The organism is Bacteroidota bacterium, assembly GCA_016706865.1.
Taxonomy (GTDB): Bacteria; Bacteroidota; Bacteroidia; order Chitinophagales; family BACL12; genus UBA7236.
This window is the reverse complement of sequence record JADJIS010000002.1, coordinates 853,816-873,607: the sequence shown is the minus strand read 5'-3', so window position 1 is coordinate 873,607 and position 19,792 is coordinate 853,816. Positions and strand designations below refer to the sequence as shown.

At 37.5% G+C, this 19,792-nt stretch carries 15 protein-coding genes; 5 read left to right on the top strand and 10 right to left on the bottom strand.

Translation table 11 applies throughout. The annotated features are described in order from the left end of the window. Positions 1-24: 24 nt before the first annotated feature. The 7 genes from IPI31_06750 to IPI31_06720 are packed head-to-tail and all read right to left on the bottom strand — an operon-like array spanning position 25 to position 10,011. Positions 25-1,455: a hypothetical protein gene (locus IPI31_06750; protein MBK7567514.1), complete on the bottom strand. Its 1,431-nt coding sequence runs from the start codon at positions 1,453-1,455 to the stop codon at positions 25-27. A gap of 9 nt (positions 1,456-1,464) precedes the next feature. Continuing rightward, a complete protein-coding gene (locus IPI31_06745; protein ID MBK7567513.1) occupies positions 1,465-2,859 on the bottom strand; it encodes a hypothetical protein in 1,395 nt (464 codons plus the stop codon). A gap of 56 nt (positions 2,860-2,915) precedes the next feature. Continuing rightward, positions 2,916-3,587 carry a c-type cytochrome gene (locus tag IPI31_06740; protein MBK7567512.1) on the bottom strand — a complete coding sequence of 224 codons (672 nt, stop codon included), beginning with the start codon at positions 3,585-3,587 and terminating at the stop codon, positions 2,916-2,918. A gap of 20 nt (positions 3,588-3,607) precedes the next feature. Next, a complete protein-coding gene (locus IPI31_06735; GenBank protein MBK7567511.1) occupies positions 3,608-4,135 on the bottom strand; it encodes a DUF3341 domain-containing protein in 528 nt (175 codons plus the stop codon). A gap of 23 nt (positions 4,136-4,158) precedes the next feature. Continuing rightward, positions 4,159-5,571 carry a polysulfide reductase NrfD gene (nrfD, locus tag IPI31_06730; protein MBK7567510.1) on the bottom strand — a complete coding sequence of 471 codons (1,413 nt, stop codon included), beginning with the start codon at positions 5,569-5,571 and terminating at the stop codon, positions 4,159-4,161. Between the two features lie 10 nt (positions 5,572-5,581). After that, on the bottom strand, positions 5,582-8,722 hold the full coding sequence (locus tag IPI31_06725) for a TAT-variant-translocated molybdopterin oxidoreductase (GenBank protein MBK7567509.1): 3,141 nt from the start codon (positions 8,720-8,722) through the stop codon (positions 5,582-5,584). A gap of 35 nt (positions 8,723-8,757) precedes the next feature. After that, the gene (locus IPI31_06720; protein MBK7567508.1) at positions 8,758-10,011 is read right to left on the bottom strand and encodes a c-type cytochrome; all 1,254 of its coding nucleotides are present in this window, start codon (positions 10,009-10,011) and stop codon (positions 8,758-8,760) included. A gap of 283 nt (positions 10,012-10,294) precedes the next feature. Here IPI31_06720 and IPI31_06715 point away from each other — a divergent pair, with 283 nt between their 5' ends. The 5 genes from IPI31_06715 to IPI31_06695 all read left to right on the top strand — a co-directional run bounded on the left by IPI31_06715 (position 10,295) and on the right by IPI31_06695 (position 16,538). Then, positions 10,295-11,470: a hypothetical protein gene (locus tag IPI31_06715; protein MBK7567507.1), complete on the top strand. Its 1,176-nt coding sequence runs from the start codon at positions 10,295-10,297 to the stop codon at positions 11,468-11,470. Positions 11,471-11,620: 150 nt separating this feature from the next. Next, a complete protein-coding gene (locus tag IPI31_06710) occupies positions 11,621-13,966 on the top strand; it encodes a TonB-dependent receptor (protein MBK7567506.1) in 2,346 nt (781 codons plus the stop codon). Positions 13,967-14,244: 278 nt separating this feature from the next. After that, positions 14,245-15,192 carry a DUF4249 domain-containing protein gene (locus tag IPI31_06705; protein MBK7567505.1) on the top strand — a complete coding sequence of 316 codons (948 nt, stop codon included), beginning with the start codon at positions 14,245-14,247 and terminating at the stop codon, positions 15,190-15,192. A gap of 144 nt (positions 15,193-15,336) precedes the next feature. Then, entirely contained in the window at positions 15,337-16,053 is a 717-nt protein-coding gene (locus IPI31_06700; protein MBK7567504.1) for an SIMPL domain-containing protein, read from the top strand. A gap of 134 nt (positions 16,054-16,187) precedes the next feature. Beyond that, positions 16,188-16,538: a hypothetical protein gene (locus tag IPI31_06695; GenBank protein ID MBK7567503.1), complete on the top strand. Its 351-nt coding sequence runs from the start codon at positions 16,188-16,190 to the stop codon at positions 16,536-16,538. Positions 16,539-16,909: 371 nt separating this feature from the next. Here IPI31_06695 and atpC read toward each other — a convergent pair whose 3' ends face one another. The 3 genes from atpC to IPI31_06680 form a co-directional block, all read right to left on the bottom strand. Further along, complete coding sequence (gene atpC / locus IPI31_06690; GenBank protein MBK7567502.1) at positions 16,910-17,158, bottom strand: ATP synthase F1 subunit epsilon; 249 nt, start codon at positions 17,156-17,158, stop codon at positions 16,910-16,912. Positions 17,159-17,175: 17 nt separating this feature from the next. Beyond that, the gene (locus tag IPI31_06685) at positions 17,176-18,681 is read right to left on the bottom strand and encodes a F0F1 ATP synthase subunit beta (GenBank protein ID MBK7567501.1); all 1,506 of its coding nucleotides are present in this window, start codon (positions 18,679-18,681) and stop codon (positions 17,176-17,178) included. 103 nt (positions 18,682-18,784) lie between these two features. Then, positions 18,785-19,675 (bottom strand): T9SS type A sorting domain-containing protein, encoded by an 891-nt coding sequence (locus IPI31_06680; protein ID MBK7567500.1) that lies wholly within the window; start codon positions 19,673-19,675, stop codon positions 18,785-18,787. Positions 19,676-19,792 lie beyond the last annotated feature (117 nt).

The following is a 19,792-nucleotide window of genomic DNA, read 5'->3' as shown; positions in this document are numbered from 1 at the left end:
ATCTTTCTTTTTTCTTGCGGTCAATTATTTTTTTGTGATCAAAATAGTATCTCCGGTTGCCACTGTAACGGTATCGGTTTTAGCTGCTGGAATTACCACCGGTTTTGGTGCGAATTCAGAAAACCCGTTTTCCAATTTAAGATCATTTACAACCTGACTCCATTTACTTGGCAATGCGGATACCCAATTTTCATAATCTTCCTGTGTATCAATAATTAATGTGTATTTCATTGAACTATGGCCTGAACCACAAAGTTCGGCGCATGCTATCTCATAATTAAAGTTTCTCCATCTCGGTTGATCTTCTCCTTCCTTAACCACTTGCCAATCGGTATTTGATGATAATTCCACTCTTTTATCTGCTGTGGTTACAAGTGGAGTAAATTTAAAGGATGTTGGCATACCGGGAACTGCGTCCATTTTTACGTCCATGTGTGGGATATAAAAATTATGCAATACGTCTAATGCTGTAATTTTTAAACTTACCACATTATTAACCGGCACGTGAATTTCTGATGGCATTGGATCATCATAACCCCATGATAATTCCGGAGCATGTAATTTCATGTATTCTTCCGTATATTTTCCGGTGATACGTTCAAGACATTTTTCGCGAATCTTGATCTTTCCGGGAATATTTCCTAATTCTTTTTCCAAAATGGCAACTGAATCTTTTACCACCGCAACTCTGTATTTATTTGCTGAATTATTAACAATATCGTAATAACCTTTTAAAATGCCATTCAATTCTGCTTCACGGTCAGTTAATTTCTGTATTTCTCCTTTAGCATTTAATTTTTCGCTTCCGGTGATAGAAATTTTGCGGTGTTCTATCCATTCTCTTGTAACAATTCCAATTGGATTTTCTGGGCAGATAAGATCATAATCACGAGGTCCTAATTTACCATCAGGTCCGGGATATCTGCTGCTCCAAAAAAACTGCTGACCGGTTACTTCCACTACAATTGCATCTTCAGATGGTTTTGCCATAATTTCTGTCCAAGCCTGTAATCCGAAAACAACTAATCCGGTTAAAACAATTGTAGGCACAATGGTCCAGATAAATTCCAGTTTATTGCTATGTGCAAAATGCACTGCTTTATGTCCCGGACGATTTCTGTATTTATATGCAAACCAAAATAATAATACTGTAGTAATAACAAATACAATTCCAGTCACCCATAATGTTATCACAAACATTTTATGAATGATAAGTCCATTGTCAGACGAGTGATGATCAACCATTCTATCCTGATAATGACCGAAGGACCAAAAGAAACCTAATAATCCGACAACCATAAAGATCATCCCCAAAATTGCATGGAGATTTGTCATTTCAGGAGTTGTGCGTTCACCACCCCTTAATTGACCAACAAGGTCGAGTGTTCTTGTTACCTGGAACAAAACCACAACAATCATTACTATTGCAAAAAATATCAACCAACCGGTAGCCATTGTTTAAATTTATATGTGATGATCAAGACTTTCTTTATATAAAGGATGTTTTTCCGGAACCAGAGATGCTTTTGCAAGTTCTCTGAATACAACGAATAAAAACAATCCAGCAAAGGTTAAAAACATTCCTACTTCCATAAATGCAATACCCCAATGTTCACCAACTGTAATAGGCATAATCATCACAAAGAAATCGAGCCAATGTGATAATACTAATACAGAAGCAACAATAGTTAAAACATTCATATCGCGTTTTGCGTCTCTGCGCATAAACATGAGGAATGGGAAAATAAAGTTTAGAAAAAGATTTGCATAAAACAATCCGCTATAATTAGTTCTTGCGCGTTCGAGGAACCATTTGGTTTCTTCCGGAATATTTCCATACCAATATAACATGAACTGACTGAACCATAAATATGTCCAGAATATGCTGAATGCAAATGCGTATTTACCAAGATCATGTAAATGGTTTTCATTTAATTGAGGTAAATATCCTTTGCGTTTTAAGAAAATTGCAATTAATAAAATAGTACTGATACAAGCTACCCAAAGGGAAACGAAATTATACCATCCAAATAAAGTACTATACCAATGTGGATCTAGTGACATCACCCAATCCCAGGCCATCATAGAACTTGTAACTCCCCATATCGGTAAAAATATCGCAGCCCAGAATTTACTTTTCATGAACCATTTTGTGGAACCGTCAATATCTTCCTTTAAAGAGAATTTGCGCAACATCAACGAAACCCAAACCCAAACTCCTAAATATAATAAAGATCTAATGGTCCAGAATGTTGGATTTAGATAAGATGATTTGCCATCAATGAATCTGTCGTAATGCGGATTTTTTACTTCCCCGTTTTCATCAGCTACTAGTTCAACATGTGCTTCTTTGTGTTCGCCGTGAATTTCTTCTTCCGAGCGATATTGGTTGTATTGAAATTCCTGCCATTCTCTGTGAAAAACCATGTTTTCTTCTTCATGTCCTTCTTCTTCCAAGTGTGCATTATACTCATTTAATTCTTCAACAGAAACAGTTTTATGAGTGATGAAATCGTTATCCCAGTGGTGGTATAGATCATGATAATTACCTAGTACACCAAAAACAATGATCGCCATTAATACAGAGCCATATATAACAAACTGACTTATAGCTTCCGGAATTCTTTTTACCGTAATATGCCAACCTGACATTGCCAATTGGTGAGCTGCGAGAAAAAATACAGCAAGTACAGAAATACCTAAAAAGAAAATTGTATCAAGCAGAAAATTCGACCAGAACCTATCCATCGAAGATCCTGTCAAAAATCCAATCACAGTCAATATTACTCCGGTTGCCAAAACGGCAAGAAAAGTATTTCTAAGTTTTGATGAATATTCAAATTTGTTTGAGCCCTTCATGCTTTTATTTTTTCTTTTATTAATTCGGCAATTCTATATGGAATTAATTTCTGTGTTTATTTATTAATAGTGTCGCCAACTGCTACAGCTGCCGGTTGTGTTGATGAATGATTTGCTTGTAATGATTTAATATAAGTGATCACTTTCCAACGTTCTTCTTTGGAAAGACTATATGCATACGACTGCATTGCATTTTTTCCATAGGTTACAGAATGAAACATTTTTCCCTCAGGCAAAGCCATGATCAAAGGATCAAAATAAGATGGAGGTGCCGCGGTATATTTTCCTTCTGTTACAATAAATCCTTTTCCATCTCCAGCAGCTCCATGGCACACTGCACAATAAATATCAAAAAAGTGTTTCCCTTCCGCAACTACTTTGGTATCTGCCATTGTAAATGGATTTTTTAATTCCAAACCTGCTCTTTCGTATCCTTCAATAGAATTTGGAATTGTATAAGGAAGATTAAGTGCCATATGTAAACTATCGCCCGACTTACCTGAAATTGCATTCCCCATATAAGGAACGGTTCCAACCACCGGCATCATCGCTGTCATACTATCTCTTAATTCAGGATTAAGTGAATACGTTTCGTAAGCGCGTGAGCTGATCATATCAAATGTATATTGATCACCCGGATAATCTCCACCTGCTTTTTTACATGCTGCAAATACAAAAGGTATTGCGATAAGCAGGAGAATAATTTTTATATATTTTGTTACAATCATTTTCGTAATAATTTATGATATCAAAATTCTTTTTCGTGTATTTCAACTGCTCCGCTTGCGGCTAATACTCTTTTAATTTCATCTTTTCTTTGATCTGTTGTATGATCATCCACTTCAAAGGTCATTGCAAATAAATGACTGGTTGTTCTTTCATCCACAATATCAGGTTTAACACCGGGTGCAAGCCTGTTTAAATATAAATAGGTTAAAAACATACCTACCGAAGCAAATAAAACGGTCAACTCGAAAGTAATTGGGATCCATGCCGGCAATGATAAAAATGGTTTACCACCGTAGTTCACAGGATAATTATTAGTAGTTATCCAAAGAATAAATGTGAGTGCTGTTAATGTTCCGGTTGCTCCAAAAACAAATCCTGCACTGTGCAATTTTGTATGGCGCAAACCCATAGCATCATCTAATCCATGCACAGGAAACGGTGTGTAACAGTCGTCAATTTTCATTCCTTCCGAACGCACAGTTTTCACTGCTTTTATAAGCACGGTCTCATCTTCGTATAAACCGTAAATTATTTTTTTAGTTGCCATCTGCAAATTATTATTTATGCTTATTAAACTAATTCTTTATGTTCATCGTGATGATGTTGTGCTTGTGTTGCATTTGGCCCCACATACTGATCACCCGCTACTTTTAAAATTGATTTCACCTCGGCCACGGCAATTACCGGTGCCACTTTTGCAAAAATGAGGAACAGTGTCATAAATAATCCTATCGTTCCCAGATAAATAAATATCTCTACATAAGTTGGATAATACATTGTCCATGATGATGGAATATAATCGCGGTGTGTAGAGGTAACGATAATTACAAATCGTTCGAACCACATACCCACGTTAATGAATATCGACATGAAGAAAGTAAATACAACAGATCTTCTTAATTTTTTAACCCAGAATAATTGCGGAGAGATAACGTTACATGTCATCATACCCCAGTAACTCCACCAGTAAGGACCTGTACTTCTGTTTAAAAATGCATATTGTTCATATTGATTTTGCGAATACCACGCAGTAAATAACTCGGTAATATATGCAACACCCACTATGGAACCTGTTAGAATAATAATTTTATTCATGGATTCAATATGGTGAAGTGTAATATATTCTTCCAGATTAAATACTTTTCTAACAACTAACATCAGCGTTAATACCATTGCAAATCCTGAAAAGATCGCACCTGCAACGAAGTAAGGTGGGAAGATAGTGGTATGCCAACCCGGAATTACGGAGGTCGCGAAGTCGAAGGATACAATTGTATGCACTGATAATACCAGTGGTGTAGATAAACCAGCAAGTACTAATGAAATGGATTCAAATCGCTGCCAGTTTTTCGCAGTTCCTTTCCATCCGAAACAAAAAACATTATATATCTTTTTTCTGAATGCAGTAGTTGCGCGATCGCGAATAGTTGCAAGATCGGGAATTAAACCTGTATACCAGAAAACGAGTGAAACTGTAAAATAGGTAGAGATCGCAAATACGTCCCATAATAATGGAGAGTTAAAGTTCGCCCAAACAGGACCACGTGTATTCGGATAAGGGAAGATAAAAAATGCTAACCAAACGCGACCCATGTGAATGATCGGAAATAAACCGGCGCAAATAACGGCAAAGATGGTCATCGCCTCAGCGGAGCGGTTAACTCCTGTGCGCCATTTCTGACGGAATAATAATAAGATCGCGGAAATAAGTGTTCCGGCGTGACCAATACCGATCCACCAAACGAAATTGGTGATATCCCAGGCCCAACCAACGGTTTTATTCAATCCCCACATACCGATACCATAAGTAATGGTAAGACCTATCATCGTAAACCCGGTTAATGCCAGCAAACCCGAAAGGGTGGTTGCTATCATCCAGGCGGTGGTAGGTTTTCCTTCCACCGGTGCACAAATATCATCTGATATTTGTTTGTAGGTTTTATTTCCGAGTATTAATGGTTCCCTTAAAGGTGATACGAACATAATTTCACAATTAATTATAATTATATAAATCCATTATATCCAATGCTTCTTCATTTTTATGATCAGCCTTGTCTTTATTTCTAACTTTCGTTTTATACATTACAGATGGCATCCAGTGGAATTCTTCCAAAATTCCGAATGTGCGTTCATCTTTAGCTTCTGCCATCAGTTTACTTGTTTCATCGTAATTATTTCCGAAAGTAATTGCTTCTGCAGGGCAGGCACTTTGACATGCTACTCTGAATTCGCCATCTTTTAATTCTCTGTTTCCTTTTTTAGCAGTAAGTTTTGCTTCCTGAATACGCTGAACACAGAAAGAACATTTTTCAATAACACCTCTGGAACGAACTGTAACATCAGGGTTAAGAACCATTCTTGTAAGGTCTTCCATCATACCAAGATCCTCAGTACCACTTGGGTCATTCATTGCTCCAAAAGTGTCGGCAGCTCCGTAATCGAACCAGTTGAATCTTCTTACTTTATATGGACAGTTATTTGCGCAATAGCGGGTTCCGATACAACGGTTATAAGCCATTTGGTTGTAACCTTCGGAACTGTGGTTGGTTGCTCCTACCGGACAAACGTTTTCACAAGGTGCATTTTCGCAATGCTGACAAAGCATAGGTTGATAAACAACTTCAGGATTTTCAGGATCGCCGGAATAATATCTGTCGATACGCATCCAATGCATTTCGTGAGAGCGAATTACTTCTTTTTTTCCTACAACAGGAATATTATTTTCTGCATTACAAGAAATAACACAAGCGCCGCAACCGGTACATGAGTTAAGGTCGATGGACATTCCCCAGTTAAATCCGTTTTTCTTTCCGAAATAATCAGGATAGAAAGTTACTTCCTGCCATGCCAATGCCTCTGCTCTGTCTTCATTTCCGGCAAGAGGATTTTTCTTATATTCTTCTAAGGTAGTTTCTTTAACAATTCTTCTCTGACCAAGGCCATCGTTCAAACTGAAATGTGTTTGGGTTTGTGCAAGTTTTACATTTTCGCCAGTTGCGTCAACTTTAACACCGGAAGCCATATAATTAACTGACTCGCCACTTGCATCAATTAAAGGATATACATTTACCCCAACACCTTCACCACCTTTTCCAATTAAAGTTCGGCCATATCCAACAGCAATTGATACTGATCCAAATGCTTGTCCCGGCTGAATTGCAACAGGCACTATCACACTTTTTCCATTAACGGTAAGTGTAACCACGTCGCCATGTGTCAAGTTATTTTCTTTAGCCCAACCCGGAGAAACATTTAAGTAATTATCCCAGGTTATTTTGGAAACAGGATCAGGTAATTCATGTAACCAAGGGTTATCTGCATATCTTCCATCACCTATTGCAATAGATTCATAAAATTGAATTTCAATTCCGCTTGATTTTTTAACCATTGCGGAAATATTTGCAGCAGCAGAGGAAACATCCGTTCCAGCAGCAGTGCCATTATTTACCATTGCGACACCTGCCAAAACTGCAGAGGCATTATCAATAGCAAGGGCAATTCCACTCGCATTTTCAGGTTGGTGTAAACCAATTTGTAATGCTTTATTAAAGGAAGTAGATTTATCTATTGAACCTGCAAAAACACCATCGCTCCAATTTTGCATTAAAAAGTCGTGATAAGTAGTCATTGCACCACACCATGCTAATAGTGAATCTTGCATTTGGCGTGTTTCAAATAAATTTTTGATAGTGGGTTGAGAAAGAGATAAATAACCTTTTTTAGGTTCCGCATCATTCCATGATTCGAGGAAATGATGATCAGGACAAACGAAATTACATTTCTCCGCAGTTTCGTTCATATTTCCTGCAAATGATATACTCATTTCTGCTTTAGCCATTGCTTCAGCAAGACCTGCTCCCATTGCATGATCGTAAACAGGATTACAATCGTGCACCATTAATATATTTACCTGACCGGCATTTAATTCGCTGATCAGATTTTTAACACTGTTATCCAAACCCTGACGCATCATATTGGAATTGTCGAAGGATAAGGTTTTACCATAATTTCCTAAGGCTTCATTAATAGCATTTACAATTAACTGCACATTAGCATCATTGCATCCACTTACTACAAGTGACTGACCCTGATTTTTTTTCAACCATTCCGCAGCCTCTTTAAGTCTGCTTTGTTTAGCCTCATCTTTTAATTTTAATCCTGAAGAAGCATTATTTCCGGTAATTGCATCATATAAATTTAAAGCAACGGTACCTAATTCAGATGGAAGAACAGCAACTCGATAATCGGCATTGGAACCTGTTAACGACATGCGGCTTTCAAACTGATAATGACGGCTCATGTTCGTATTTTCCTTTGAAACCTTTCTGGTTTTGATATATCCTTTTGTATATTCAATTGGCGATATCCAAGTACCTAAAAAGTCGGCATCAATACTTACAATAACCTTAGCTTTTGAAAAATCGTAGTCAGGTATTTCCGCTTTTCCTTTAGACGCCAAATTCGCCATCAGCATTCCGCTGTATGATAATGCATCGTAAGAATACACTTTAGTATTCGGGTATTTTTCCGTGAATTTTGCAAATACTTTTTTGGTGGAAGGACTTAATATTGTTGATGTTAAAATTCTGATATTGGCATTTGGATTTGCAATCAATTTGCCAGTGATGGCAGTATCCACATCATCCCAGGTTGCGTTAGAGAAGCCTCTTTCGCCTTTGGTCATAGGATTTCTGAGACGACTTGTATCGTATAAACTTAAAACACTTGCTTGAACGCGTGCTGAAGTTCCGCCTTTGGTAATTTTCGAATCAGTATTTCCTTCAATTTTAATAGGGCGACCTTCTCTGGTTTTTACCAATATACTGCAATAATCCCCACCATTAATATAGGAGGAAGCGTACCAAGTAGCAATACCCGGTGTAATATCTTCCGGTTTAAAAACATAAGGAGCTACTTTGCGAACAGGAATTTCGCATCCGGCTGCAACTGTTGCTGCAGTAAGACTGAACCCCATCATTTTAAGAAAATCGCGACGATTCGATTTCAATGAATCGTTTTTACCGTCAAAAAAATCAACAGGGATCTCTTCGTTGAACTCTAATTGATTAAGTTGAACAAATTCCGGCTCCTGATTTAATTCTTCGAGGCCTTTATAGTATTTTTTTTCTGCCATTTGGTATGGTTAGAATTTAGGTAATTATAAATTATTTAATAATGGCACTTCTGACATTCCGTTGCGCCTATATCTTCCGCTTTAACGGCATCCATTTCGCCGTTCTTTAATTTTTCATGTAATACTTCGTAAGGTTTGTAAAATTCATTGGTAGTGAAATTTACATTTGTAGTTCTGTGACAATTCACACACCATCCCATGGAAAGATTTTCCATTTGTTGAACAACATCCATTTCCTGAATCTGACCGTGACAAGTCTGACATTCCAAACCTGCAACCTTTACGTGTTGTGAGTGATTAAAATAAACGTGGTCTGGCAGATTGTGAATCTTGGTCCATTCGATCGGAACGGGTTCTTTTTCATATTTCATGGTTTCTGTATTGAAACCGATATAAGAATAAATTTTAGCGATCTCTTTATCGTAAATTGCCTTAGGGTAATTTGGATCTGTTCCGGTAACTCCCTGAATATTATAGTGGCAATTCATACAAACGCTTAAGGAAGGTATAACGGCGGCTTTGCCTCTTTCTGCACCAACGTGACAATAGCGACAGTCAATTTTATTGATACCTGCGTGAACCTTATGTGAGAATGCGATCGGTTGTTCCGGCGCATAACCTTGTTGTCTGCCCAGTGAAGAAGCACTATCCCACATAGCAACACTTAAAAATGCAAGTAATAAAAGTCCAACTATCCCTACTAAAGGGCGATATTTTTTTTGTTTCCAGATCGGGGTCTTATCTCTTTCACCTTCTTCATATTTCTGGCGAACTAAACCGTCGAGATATCGAACTGCACGCCCGAGAATTAATGCAATAAATAATAAGGCAATGATCAAAATCCAATATAGCGTGGAGTTGTCTTTTTTAGCTTCTGTGGTAACCGGACCTGAAGTTGTGGTTGCTAAAGTTGCTAATCTGATAGCCTCTTCATCTATAAATGCCAGGATATCCGTGATATCACCATCTGTCAAAGTTGGGAATGCAGGCATCACACTGTTGTATTCCTTAAATAATGCATTTGCATATTTATCGCCAGTGCCCAAAAACCCTTGTGAGTTTTTGATCCATTTGTAAAGATTAGTGGAATCGGACCATCTGGTCTTTACATTTTGTAAAGCAGGACCGGTCATTTTTTTATCAACGGCATGACACTGCTTACATTTTTCCTGAAATAAGGTTTTTCCCTCCGCTACTCCCGCAAATGCTTGGTTTGCAGTAAATAAAAACGTAACTAATATTATACAGGTTAGGAGGCGTGTGATAGTCGTCGGCTTCTTATGCAGCACAGTCCTTGGTTTTTTGGTTAAGGTAATAGTGGGTTTTTTAAACCCGTGCAAAACTAAATATCAAATGTCAATAGTTTAACAATTCTTTTAAAAATATTTTCACATACGTGCAACTATCTGAAATTCGCGCTGGATAAGGCTTATAGCAGGGCATTACACACTGTTTAGAACGCGTCTAAACTATATTTTCTGATTTATACACACTGATGTAACATTTTTGCGCAATATATCATTTAACAGATGGCATAATATTTAATATATAGCATTGAAAACAGGAGGAAACATGAAAAAATCCATTTACGTTTTAGGTTTAGTTTTAATTTTAAGTTCAGGTTGTAAGGTTGCAGAAAAGGAATTCCGAAAAGGGAATTACGATGAAGCAATAGATATCTGTGTAAAAAAACTGATCGACAATCCCGATAAGGCAGAATATATTCTGATTCTCGAGGAAGCATTTTACAGAGCAAACAATGAAGACCTTTCCATGATTGAAATGTTAAATAAGGAAGGTCGTCCGGATCGTTGGGAAGAGATCTATAACTTATATGAGTCCGTATATCGTCGTCAAAATAAAATACAACCCCTTTTGCCCATTTACTTAGGTACAGAGGAACGCGATGCCGAATTCAAATTTGCAAACGCGGTTGACGGTCTGAACACCGCCAAAAAGAACGCCGCAGCCTATTGGTATGCTGATGCCACTCAAAAAATTGCGAGTAAAGACGTACATAAATCTCGTGAGGCTTATTATGAGTTACAAAAGATCAATGAGTATTACGATACCTATAAAGATGTGGACGATCTTCTTAAGGTGGCAAAAACACAAGGAACCAGTGATGTATTGTTTACAGTTAAAAATGCCACTAATTCCACTTTGAGTTATGCTGTTACACACGCCTTAACTGAAATTGAGGTGCGCGATCCATATGGCAGCTGGTATGTAATTCACACCAAAATGCCCGAATCGGCCATTGAATTTACGGTGAAGGTCAATATTAAGTATGTGGAGGCTTATCCTGAAAAGGTCACCAACAATCAATACGCAGAAAGCAAAGAAATTATAGATGGTTATGAATTTGTGTATGATGTTGAGGGAAATATGGTAAAGGATAGTTTGGGAAACCCTATCAAAGTGCCTGATTATAAAACCGTAACTGCATATGTTACAGAAACCTGGCAGGAAAAGGTTGCCGCAGTAAGCGGGGAATTGCTTTATCTGGATGAATCGGGTAAGGTGATACGTTCTATTGCTGTGAAAGGAGAAACAATTTTTAGAAACTATTACGCGACTGCTACCGGATATTATGATGCATTAAGTCAGCAATCGAAAGAAAAAATAGGTGGCAAACCCGTTCCGTTTCCCGGTGATGAAAAATTAATATTAGATGCCATTTATCAAGTAGAATGCAATGTGAACGATATTATGGAGGATTATAATGAGGAGTATCTTAATTTATAACCCAATTTAAACTTTAAACTATGGCTGGTATCAATTTTAAAAGGTACCGGCCATTTTTGTTGATGAAAGGAATTGTCAGCAATTTATAATATTTAGATACCATTTGTATTACCCTAATAAAATATTAGTTCAAACTATTACTTTCACACCATGAATTCAGGCACATTCAGGAAAATTGTATTTACTGCAATTTTGTTTATTTCGATCATTTGGAATTTCCATGCACAAAGTTTCACTATAAGCGGATATGTGAGTGATAAAAATTCGGGTGAAAGACTTTTAAGCGCTACGGTATTTAACAGTAAAGATTTTAATGGTACTATTTCTAATGAATATGGTTTTTACAGTTTAACACTGCCAAGGGATACTGTTATATTGAATTTTAATTATATTGGATTTACACCGCAAAAAATAAAATTTTTTCTTCAACAGGATACTATTATCAATATTGATCTTATTTCTTCAAATGTTTTGGAGGAAGTTGTGATAAGTGCGGAAAACAATTCGGAACAATTTCAGGAACGCACGCAGATGAGTACGATCGAAATTCCAATTGAACAGATAAGAGCTTTGCCAGCCTTTTTGGGAGAAGTGGATATATTAAAAACATTACAATTATTACCTGGTGTTTCAGGAGGAAGTGAGGGAAGCAGCGGAATATTTGTTCGCGGAGGTTCACCAGATCAGAATTTAATTTTGTTGGATGGAGTTCCTGTTTATAATGCTTCCCATTTATTCGGTTTCTTTTCCGTTTTTAATTCGGATGCAATAAATAAAGTTACACTTATTAAGGGAGGATTTCCCGCGCGTTACGGCGGAAGATTATCCAGTGTAATTGATATCAGAATGAAAGAAGGAAATATGAATGAATTTCACGGAGAAGGATCTATTGGTGTAATTGCATCGCGCTTAACTCTCGAAGGTCCCATTGTTAAAGGGAAAACCTCGTTCATGGTTTCGGGAAGAAGAACGTATATCGATTTAATAACGCGACCAATTATTCAGGCTCAAAGTGAAGGCGATGGAGTTTCAGGATATTATTTTTATGATCTTAATGCTAAAATAAATCATAAATTTTCGGATAAGGACAGATTATATCTGAGTGGATATTTTGGAAGAGATAAAGCATATTTCAATAATGAATATCAATATGATGAAGATAGTTATCGCACAGAAGCAAATGGTTTGTTCTGGGGAAATGCAACTGCGGTGGCGAGATGGAATCACGTTTTTTCCAATAAGGTATTCAGCAATCTCACAGCAACTTTTACCGATTATAAATTTGATATTTACAGCAATTACAATGATGAGAATGAAGATGGAACAAATTCCTTTTTTGGATTTGAATATTTTTCGGGAATTTATGATTGGAGTTTAAAATATGATTTTGATTTTATTCCCACACCTAAACATTATTTAAAATTCGGAGCGGGAATAACATATCACACCTTTCAACCGGGAGCAACTCAATTTGAATCGGATGATATCGATATTTTTACGGAGGGATTTGAACTTGCCTCGGAAAATATTTATGCTACCGAATTAGATCTTTATATTGAAGATGACTGGGAAGTAAATGATAAATTAAAAATGAACGGCGGATTACACGCCTCTGCTTTTTTGGTGGAAGAAGTTTTTTATAAATCGCTACAGCCGAGAATTAGTGCGAGATATCTTATTAATAATGATCTTTCTTTAAAGGCGTCGTTCAGTACCATGACGCAATACATTCATTTGCTCACAAACTCCGGAATTGGTTTGCCAACCGACCTTTGGGTTCCTGCCACGGATACCGTTGCGCCGCAGCGAGCATTTCAACCTGCGATCGGAATTGCTTATGTATTTAAAAAGAATTATGAAGTGAGTGTGGAGGGATATTATAAAAAGATGAACAGCATCATCGAATATAAAGACGGAGCCAATTATTTATTTGAAGGATTAAAGGGCTGGGAAGATAAAGTGGAAATTGGTGAGGGACAGGCTTATGGTGCTGAATTATTTGTTCAAAAACGAAATGGCAAATTAACGGGTTGGGTTGGATATACTTTATCGTGGAGCAACCGTCAATTTCCTACCATTAATCTCGGAGAAGTATTTCCATATAAATACGATAGAAGAAATGATTTTGAGATAGCTGTTATTTATAAATTAAATGATCACATTGATCTTTCGGGAACCTGGGTTTATTCTACGGGACAACCGATAAGTTTACCGATTGCAAAATATGAAGGTGTATTTAATGAAGTGATCTATGCATACGAAGGAAGAAACGGATATCGCATGAACGATTATCATCGTATGGATGTAAATGCATCCTTCCACAAAGAAAAAAAATGGGGTGAAAGAACCTGGAATTTCGGAGCATATAATTTATACAATCGTTTAAATCCGTTTTTTATTTATCAGCAATACGATTATATCACGAATAAAAATAATTATAAACAGGTGAGTTTGTTTCCGATAATTCCGAGTGTGAGTTATGAATTTAAATTCTAAGACAATGGAGTGTTGAGAGTTGAGAGTTGAGAGTTGAGAATTGAGAATTGAGAATGGGCGTTAACGATGGGAAAATGAGTAATGAGTTATGCCCGCCCGGATGACTCGGTCGGACGGGAGTAATGAGTTTGATCCTACTCGGATTTATACTCACGATTCACGCCTCACGATTCACGAAATGAGTTATGAGTTGCGTCATCGCCAAATGAAGATTTTACTCCTGACTAATGACTCCTGACTAATGACTATTGACTAATGACAAAAACAATAATTAAAAAATGAACCTATATCAAAAAACCCTTTCCATAATAATCACGATACTCATTTTCTCGTCGTGCGAGAAGGTGGTTTATTTTGAGGTGGAGACACAGGAAAACAAATTAGTGGTGAATTCTTTTATTCAGCCTGATAGTGTTGGGAATATGACCATATCATTAAGTGTGGATCCACTGGCAGTGGGATTTGAAAATGTGAGAGTGGAAACAGCGGCAGTTTATATTTATAAAAATGAAGAGTTGATAGGAAATTTTGTGCACTTGGGTGATGGAAATTATTTTATTGATGCTGCAAGCATAGATCCCCAACCGGGAGATGATTTTAAAATAGAAGCGAGTGCCCCGGGAAGAGAAACAATTACAGCCGAAACAAGTATTCCTTCAGAAGTAATTATAGAAGAAGCTAAAATAATTGATACCATTTTTGTACATGTTTCATATAGCGCAATAGATTCGATGGGTAATATTTTTGTGATTGACACCTTAGTGCCACATTACAAAATACAGATCACCTTTATCGATCCTTCAGGAGAAGATTTTTATTCACTCAAGATTAATTATAAAGACGCATTCAGCGAAACTTATACCTGTTTTTCCACGGATGATCCTGTATTTACACTTGATGGTGATTATGGATTTGGCGGCGAGGGTGATGATATGGTAACACTTTGTGATGAGGTGTTTTTTACCGACATAACCTTTGAAGAAACAAAAAAAACAATGACCTTGAGTTTGCTGGAAATCCCGACGGAATTTTTTATTGATCCTAAGTTTGTTTTGCGTTTAAATCATTTGTCGGAGGCGTATTATAAATACATCTCCACCTCCTCTTTACAGGCGAGCAATCAGGACAATCCCTTTGGTGAACCGGTGACAGTTTTTTCAAACATCGTACATGGATTTGGGATATTTGCAGGGTTGAATTCTTCTATAGCAGAGATCGAGCTTTAAATTCTATTCTTGTTTTGATTACTTTAGTGGCATAATATTGTTTTACACTAGCGTCACCTCCATCTAAAAACAATATCGATGGGTTTCCACGCGTTTAAAGCAGTTCTGAAAAATATTTATTACTAAATTTTAATTCTAACTATTATGAAAAATTTACTCTTTTTTTTATCCATGGTTATTACCTGGAATATTATTTCTTCCCAAACTACTTCCACTCAACAAAATTGTTGCGAACCTGCTCCTTACATTGAAGTGACAGGTTCTGCAGAGATGGAAATTATTCCTGATGAGATTTACATTACAGTTGTAGTAACAGAGAGGTATGATGGTAAAAATAAAATAACCATCGACAAACTGGAAAGCGACATGTTTGCTGCATTAAAAAATATAGGGATTGAAGCAAAAAATATTTCTCTAAGTGACGCGGAAAGCAATTTTAATTATCGCTTTTTAAAATCGGATGATGCATTATTGTCTCGAAGTTATACCATATTAACTGCAGATGCTGCAACAGTGATAAAAGTATATGATGCAATGGGTGCGATAAAAGCTACTGATGTTTTTATAAGCAAGGTAAGCCATTCAAAAATTGAAGAATACAGAATGGAGACCAAAGTGAATGCAACAAAAGCTGCGAAGGATAAAGCGACAAAAATGGTTACTGCAATTGGGGAAACAATTGGGAGTCCTATTTTATTACAGGAAATAAATGAAAATGTTTATCCTCAGGCAAGGTATAGTCAATATTCAAATTCAAATTTTATGATAGCTGAAGATGGACTCGCTGATTTTCAATCGCAACTAACCTATCAGAAAATAAAAATTCGATATGAGGTTTTTGGGAAGTTTGAGATTAAATAATGGATTGCAATGAGGTTTTATAGAAGGAATTGCGATCACGACCGCCTTCCCACAGAATCCCTTTAAGCCACGTAGTAAGCGACGAAGGAGCTTTACTTCGTGGCAGTGACTCTGGGGGAAAATCTTCTTTCAACATGGCAGCGAAAAAAGTAAACGAACAGGATATTTCAGAACAACTAAAATTGTATGATGAAATAATTGAGTTGTTTCCTGAAATAGAAAGAAAGGGAAAAACTTTGCCCTATACATCCGTAAATGGAAATATGTTTAGTTTTTTATCGAAGGAAGGTGAATTGAGTATTCGTTTACCGGAGAATGAAAGAGAATTATTTATTAAAAAATATAAATCACAACTTTCTGTGCAGCATGGTGTGGTAATGAAAGAATATGTTTTAGTGCCGGAGGAGCTATTGTATGATAAGAAGGCATTTAAAAAATATTTTAAATTAAGTTTTGAATATGCAAGTTCGTTGAAAAAGAAATGATTATTACACCCGTCCACAGAGTTCGCTGCGCGTAACTCTGTGGGGAACAAATAAAATTAAAAATCAAAAAAAAAAAAAAAAAAAAAAACCCCCCCCCCCCCCCCCCCCATCCCCCCCCCCCCCCCGGGAGAAAAAAACACCAAAAATTAAAAAAAAAAAAAAAAGAAAAAAAAACACCCCCCCCCCCCCCCCCCCCCCCCCCCCCCCCCCCCGCGGGCCCAGAACCCCCCCCCCCCCCCCCCTTTTTCTTTCCCCCCCCCCCCCCGGGGGGGGGGGGGGGCGGGTTCGTGGCTACTTTTTTTAAAGTTGCCACAATTAAAAAACCTCCGAAAGATCATCCTTCGGAGGTTTCAATATTATTTAAACTGAAATTAAATTTCTTTCGCGCCTTCTACAAGTACACTCACATTATTATGGAGCACTTCCACAAAACCGCCGGTGATCTGGTATACGGTATCTGTTTTCCCAACACGCACGCGCATTTTTCCTTTTCCTAATGCGGCGATCATTGGGGCGTGATTGTTTAATACTTCAAAAGAGCCTGTAATTCCCGGCATTAAAACGCCATCAGCATTACCTGAATATATTTTTTTGTCGGGAGAAAGAATATCTAATTGCATACTTTTTTCTTTTACTATTATTTCTTAGCGTCAGCAATTAATTTTTTACCTTTTTCAATCGCATCATCAATTGTTCCTACAAGGTTGAAGGCTGCCTCAGGATATTCATCCACTTCACCATCCATGATCATATTAAATCCGCGGATAGTTTCTTCAATCGGAACCAATACACCTTTAAGACCTGTAAATTGTTCTGCAACGAAGAATGGTTGAGATAAGAAACGTTGAACACGACGAGCGCGACTCACTACTAATTTATCTTCCTCGCTCAACTCATCCATACCGAGGATGGCGATGATATCCTGTAATTCTTTATAACGCTGTAAGGTACTTTTTACTCTTTGTGCGCAATTGTAATGTTCAGCACCAACGATGTCGGCAGTTAAGATCCTTGAAGTTGAATCCAGTGGATCCACCGCAGGATAAATTCCCAACTCGGCAATTTTACGGCTTAATACTGTTGTTGCATCCAAGTGACTGAAGGTTGTTGCAGGAGCCGGATCTGTTAAGTCATCCGCAGGAACGTAAACCGCCTGAACGGAAGTAATAGAACCGCGTTTTGTTGATGTGATACGCTCTTGCATGATACCCATTTCCGTAGCAAGTGTAGGCTGATAACCCACCGCTGAAGGCATACGACCCAATAAAGCCGAAACCTCAGAACCTGCTTGTGTGAAACGGAAGATATTATCAATAAAGAATAAAATGTCTTTTCCTTTAGCATCATTTGCATCTCCGTCACGGAAATACTCAGCTACCGTTAATCCGGATAAAGCCACACGTGCACGTGCTCCCGGTGGTTCGTTCATTTGTCCGAAAACAAGAGTTGCCTGCGATTTTTCCATTTCCGCATAATCTACCTTGCTCAGATCCCATCCACCTGCTTCCATGCTATGTTTAAACTCAGTCCCGTAACGAATTACGTCTGATTCAATAAATTCTCTTAAAAGGTCATTTCCTTCACGAGTTCTTTCACCAACACCGGCAAAAACCGACATACCAGCGTATGCTTTGGCGATATTGTTGATCAATTCCTGAATCAATACTGTTTTTCCAACCCCTGCACCTCCAAAAAGTCCGATCTTACCACCCTTTGCATAAGGTTCGATAAGGTCGATTACCTTAATACCTGTAAAAAGTACTTCAGATTCAGTCGAAAGTTCCTCATATAAAGGCGGTTTGCGGTGAATTGGCGCCTGTTTTTCTGATTTAACCTGACGCATACCATCAATAGCCTTTCCAACAACATTGAATAAACGCCCTCTGATCTCAACACCTGTTGGCATGGAGATATTAGAACCAAGATCGTATACTACAGTTCCGCGAACGAGACCGTCGGTAGAATCCATGGCGATAGTGCGAACACTATCCTCCCCAAGATGCTGCTGCACCTCAAGAATAAGCGCATCACCGTTCTCACGGCGCACTTCCAGGGCATTCAGAATTTCAGGAAGATTTCCTTCTTTAAAAGCAACATCGACAACCGCGCCGATGATCTGTGTAATTTTACCAATTGCTTGCATTATATATAATTTAAGAGGACCTTTTTGATTTCGGGCGCAAAGATAGAAGTTAGGGCGCGGAAATCAAAAGAATGTGAGAAAGTTGTTTGGAAAGATTTTGGGCTCAGAGTTTGACGAATTTTTCAGAGGCTATTCTTTGTCCCGCCACATTCAACAACTCAAAAAAATAGATTCCGGGGGAGAGCCTTTCTACATTGAGCTCCAGAGGTCCGGAAGTGCTGTTTTTCATCACTGTATTATTGGTTATTGAACGAATATTATAGAAATATTCGGCTGAATTTCCGGGTTCAAAAAACAGTAGTTCTGAGACAGGATTTGGGAAAATTTTTGGAGATTTACTTGTCAGAGTTGGCACATCAATAATGATATCGCATGCATCCACATCAGGAGTTCCGTATAATTGAACTCCGGATGAGTCGTAACAAACCAAATTTGACCAAAACTCACAACCATCACAATAACAAAAAATAGCATAGAAGGGATGTGTATCCGATCCAATGCCTTCTATCCATTGCATAGTTGCTGTATCAAATTCACCCATTTCTCCTCCACATCGATCATAATTAATGGTTAACGTTTTTCTGTCAACACCAAAATAATTGATTGTATCAACGCTTTCAACTTCCATTGCGGTTGGAAAATCCTCTCCGCCAAAAAATTCAAGAGTCATGGTATCGCCAGCCTCCAATCCAAAATCATAAATCACATATTCTGGGTCGCTGCAATTATTTTTTTCTCGCATATAGACTTTATTCCCTGAACTCCGGAAATAATAATCGTAATAATCTTCAAACTTGGAATAAGTGTTACCGCACATGAGAGTATCTGATGAAAATTTATACTGTACTATTTCAGTATCCAACCAAAATGTTTGACTTACATTCCATTGTGGAGAATCGGCGAAACCAGGAAAAACACTTTGAGATTGTAAGAATTTGCAGGAGAAATTAAAAATCAGGCAAAAAATAATTGTATTTAAAAATTGAGTTTTCATACTACAATTATACCCAATTTATCTGTCCGATATTGCATTTTCTTAAATTTTAACGTCGATTTCATCAAAAAACATCAATTTTGCACCCGAAATCATAAATTCATCAGACTTAAAAAT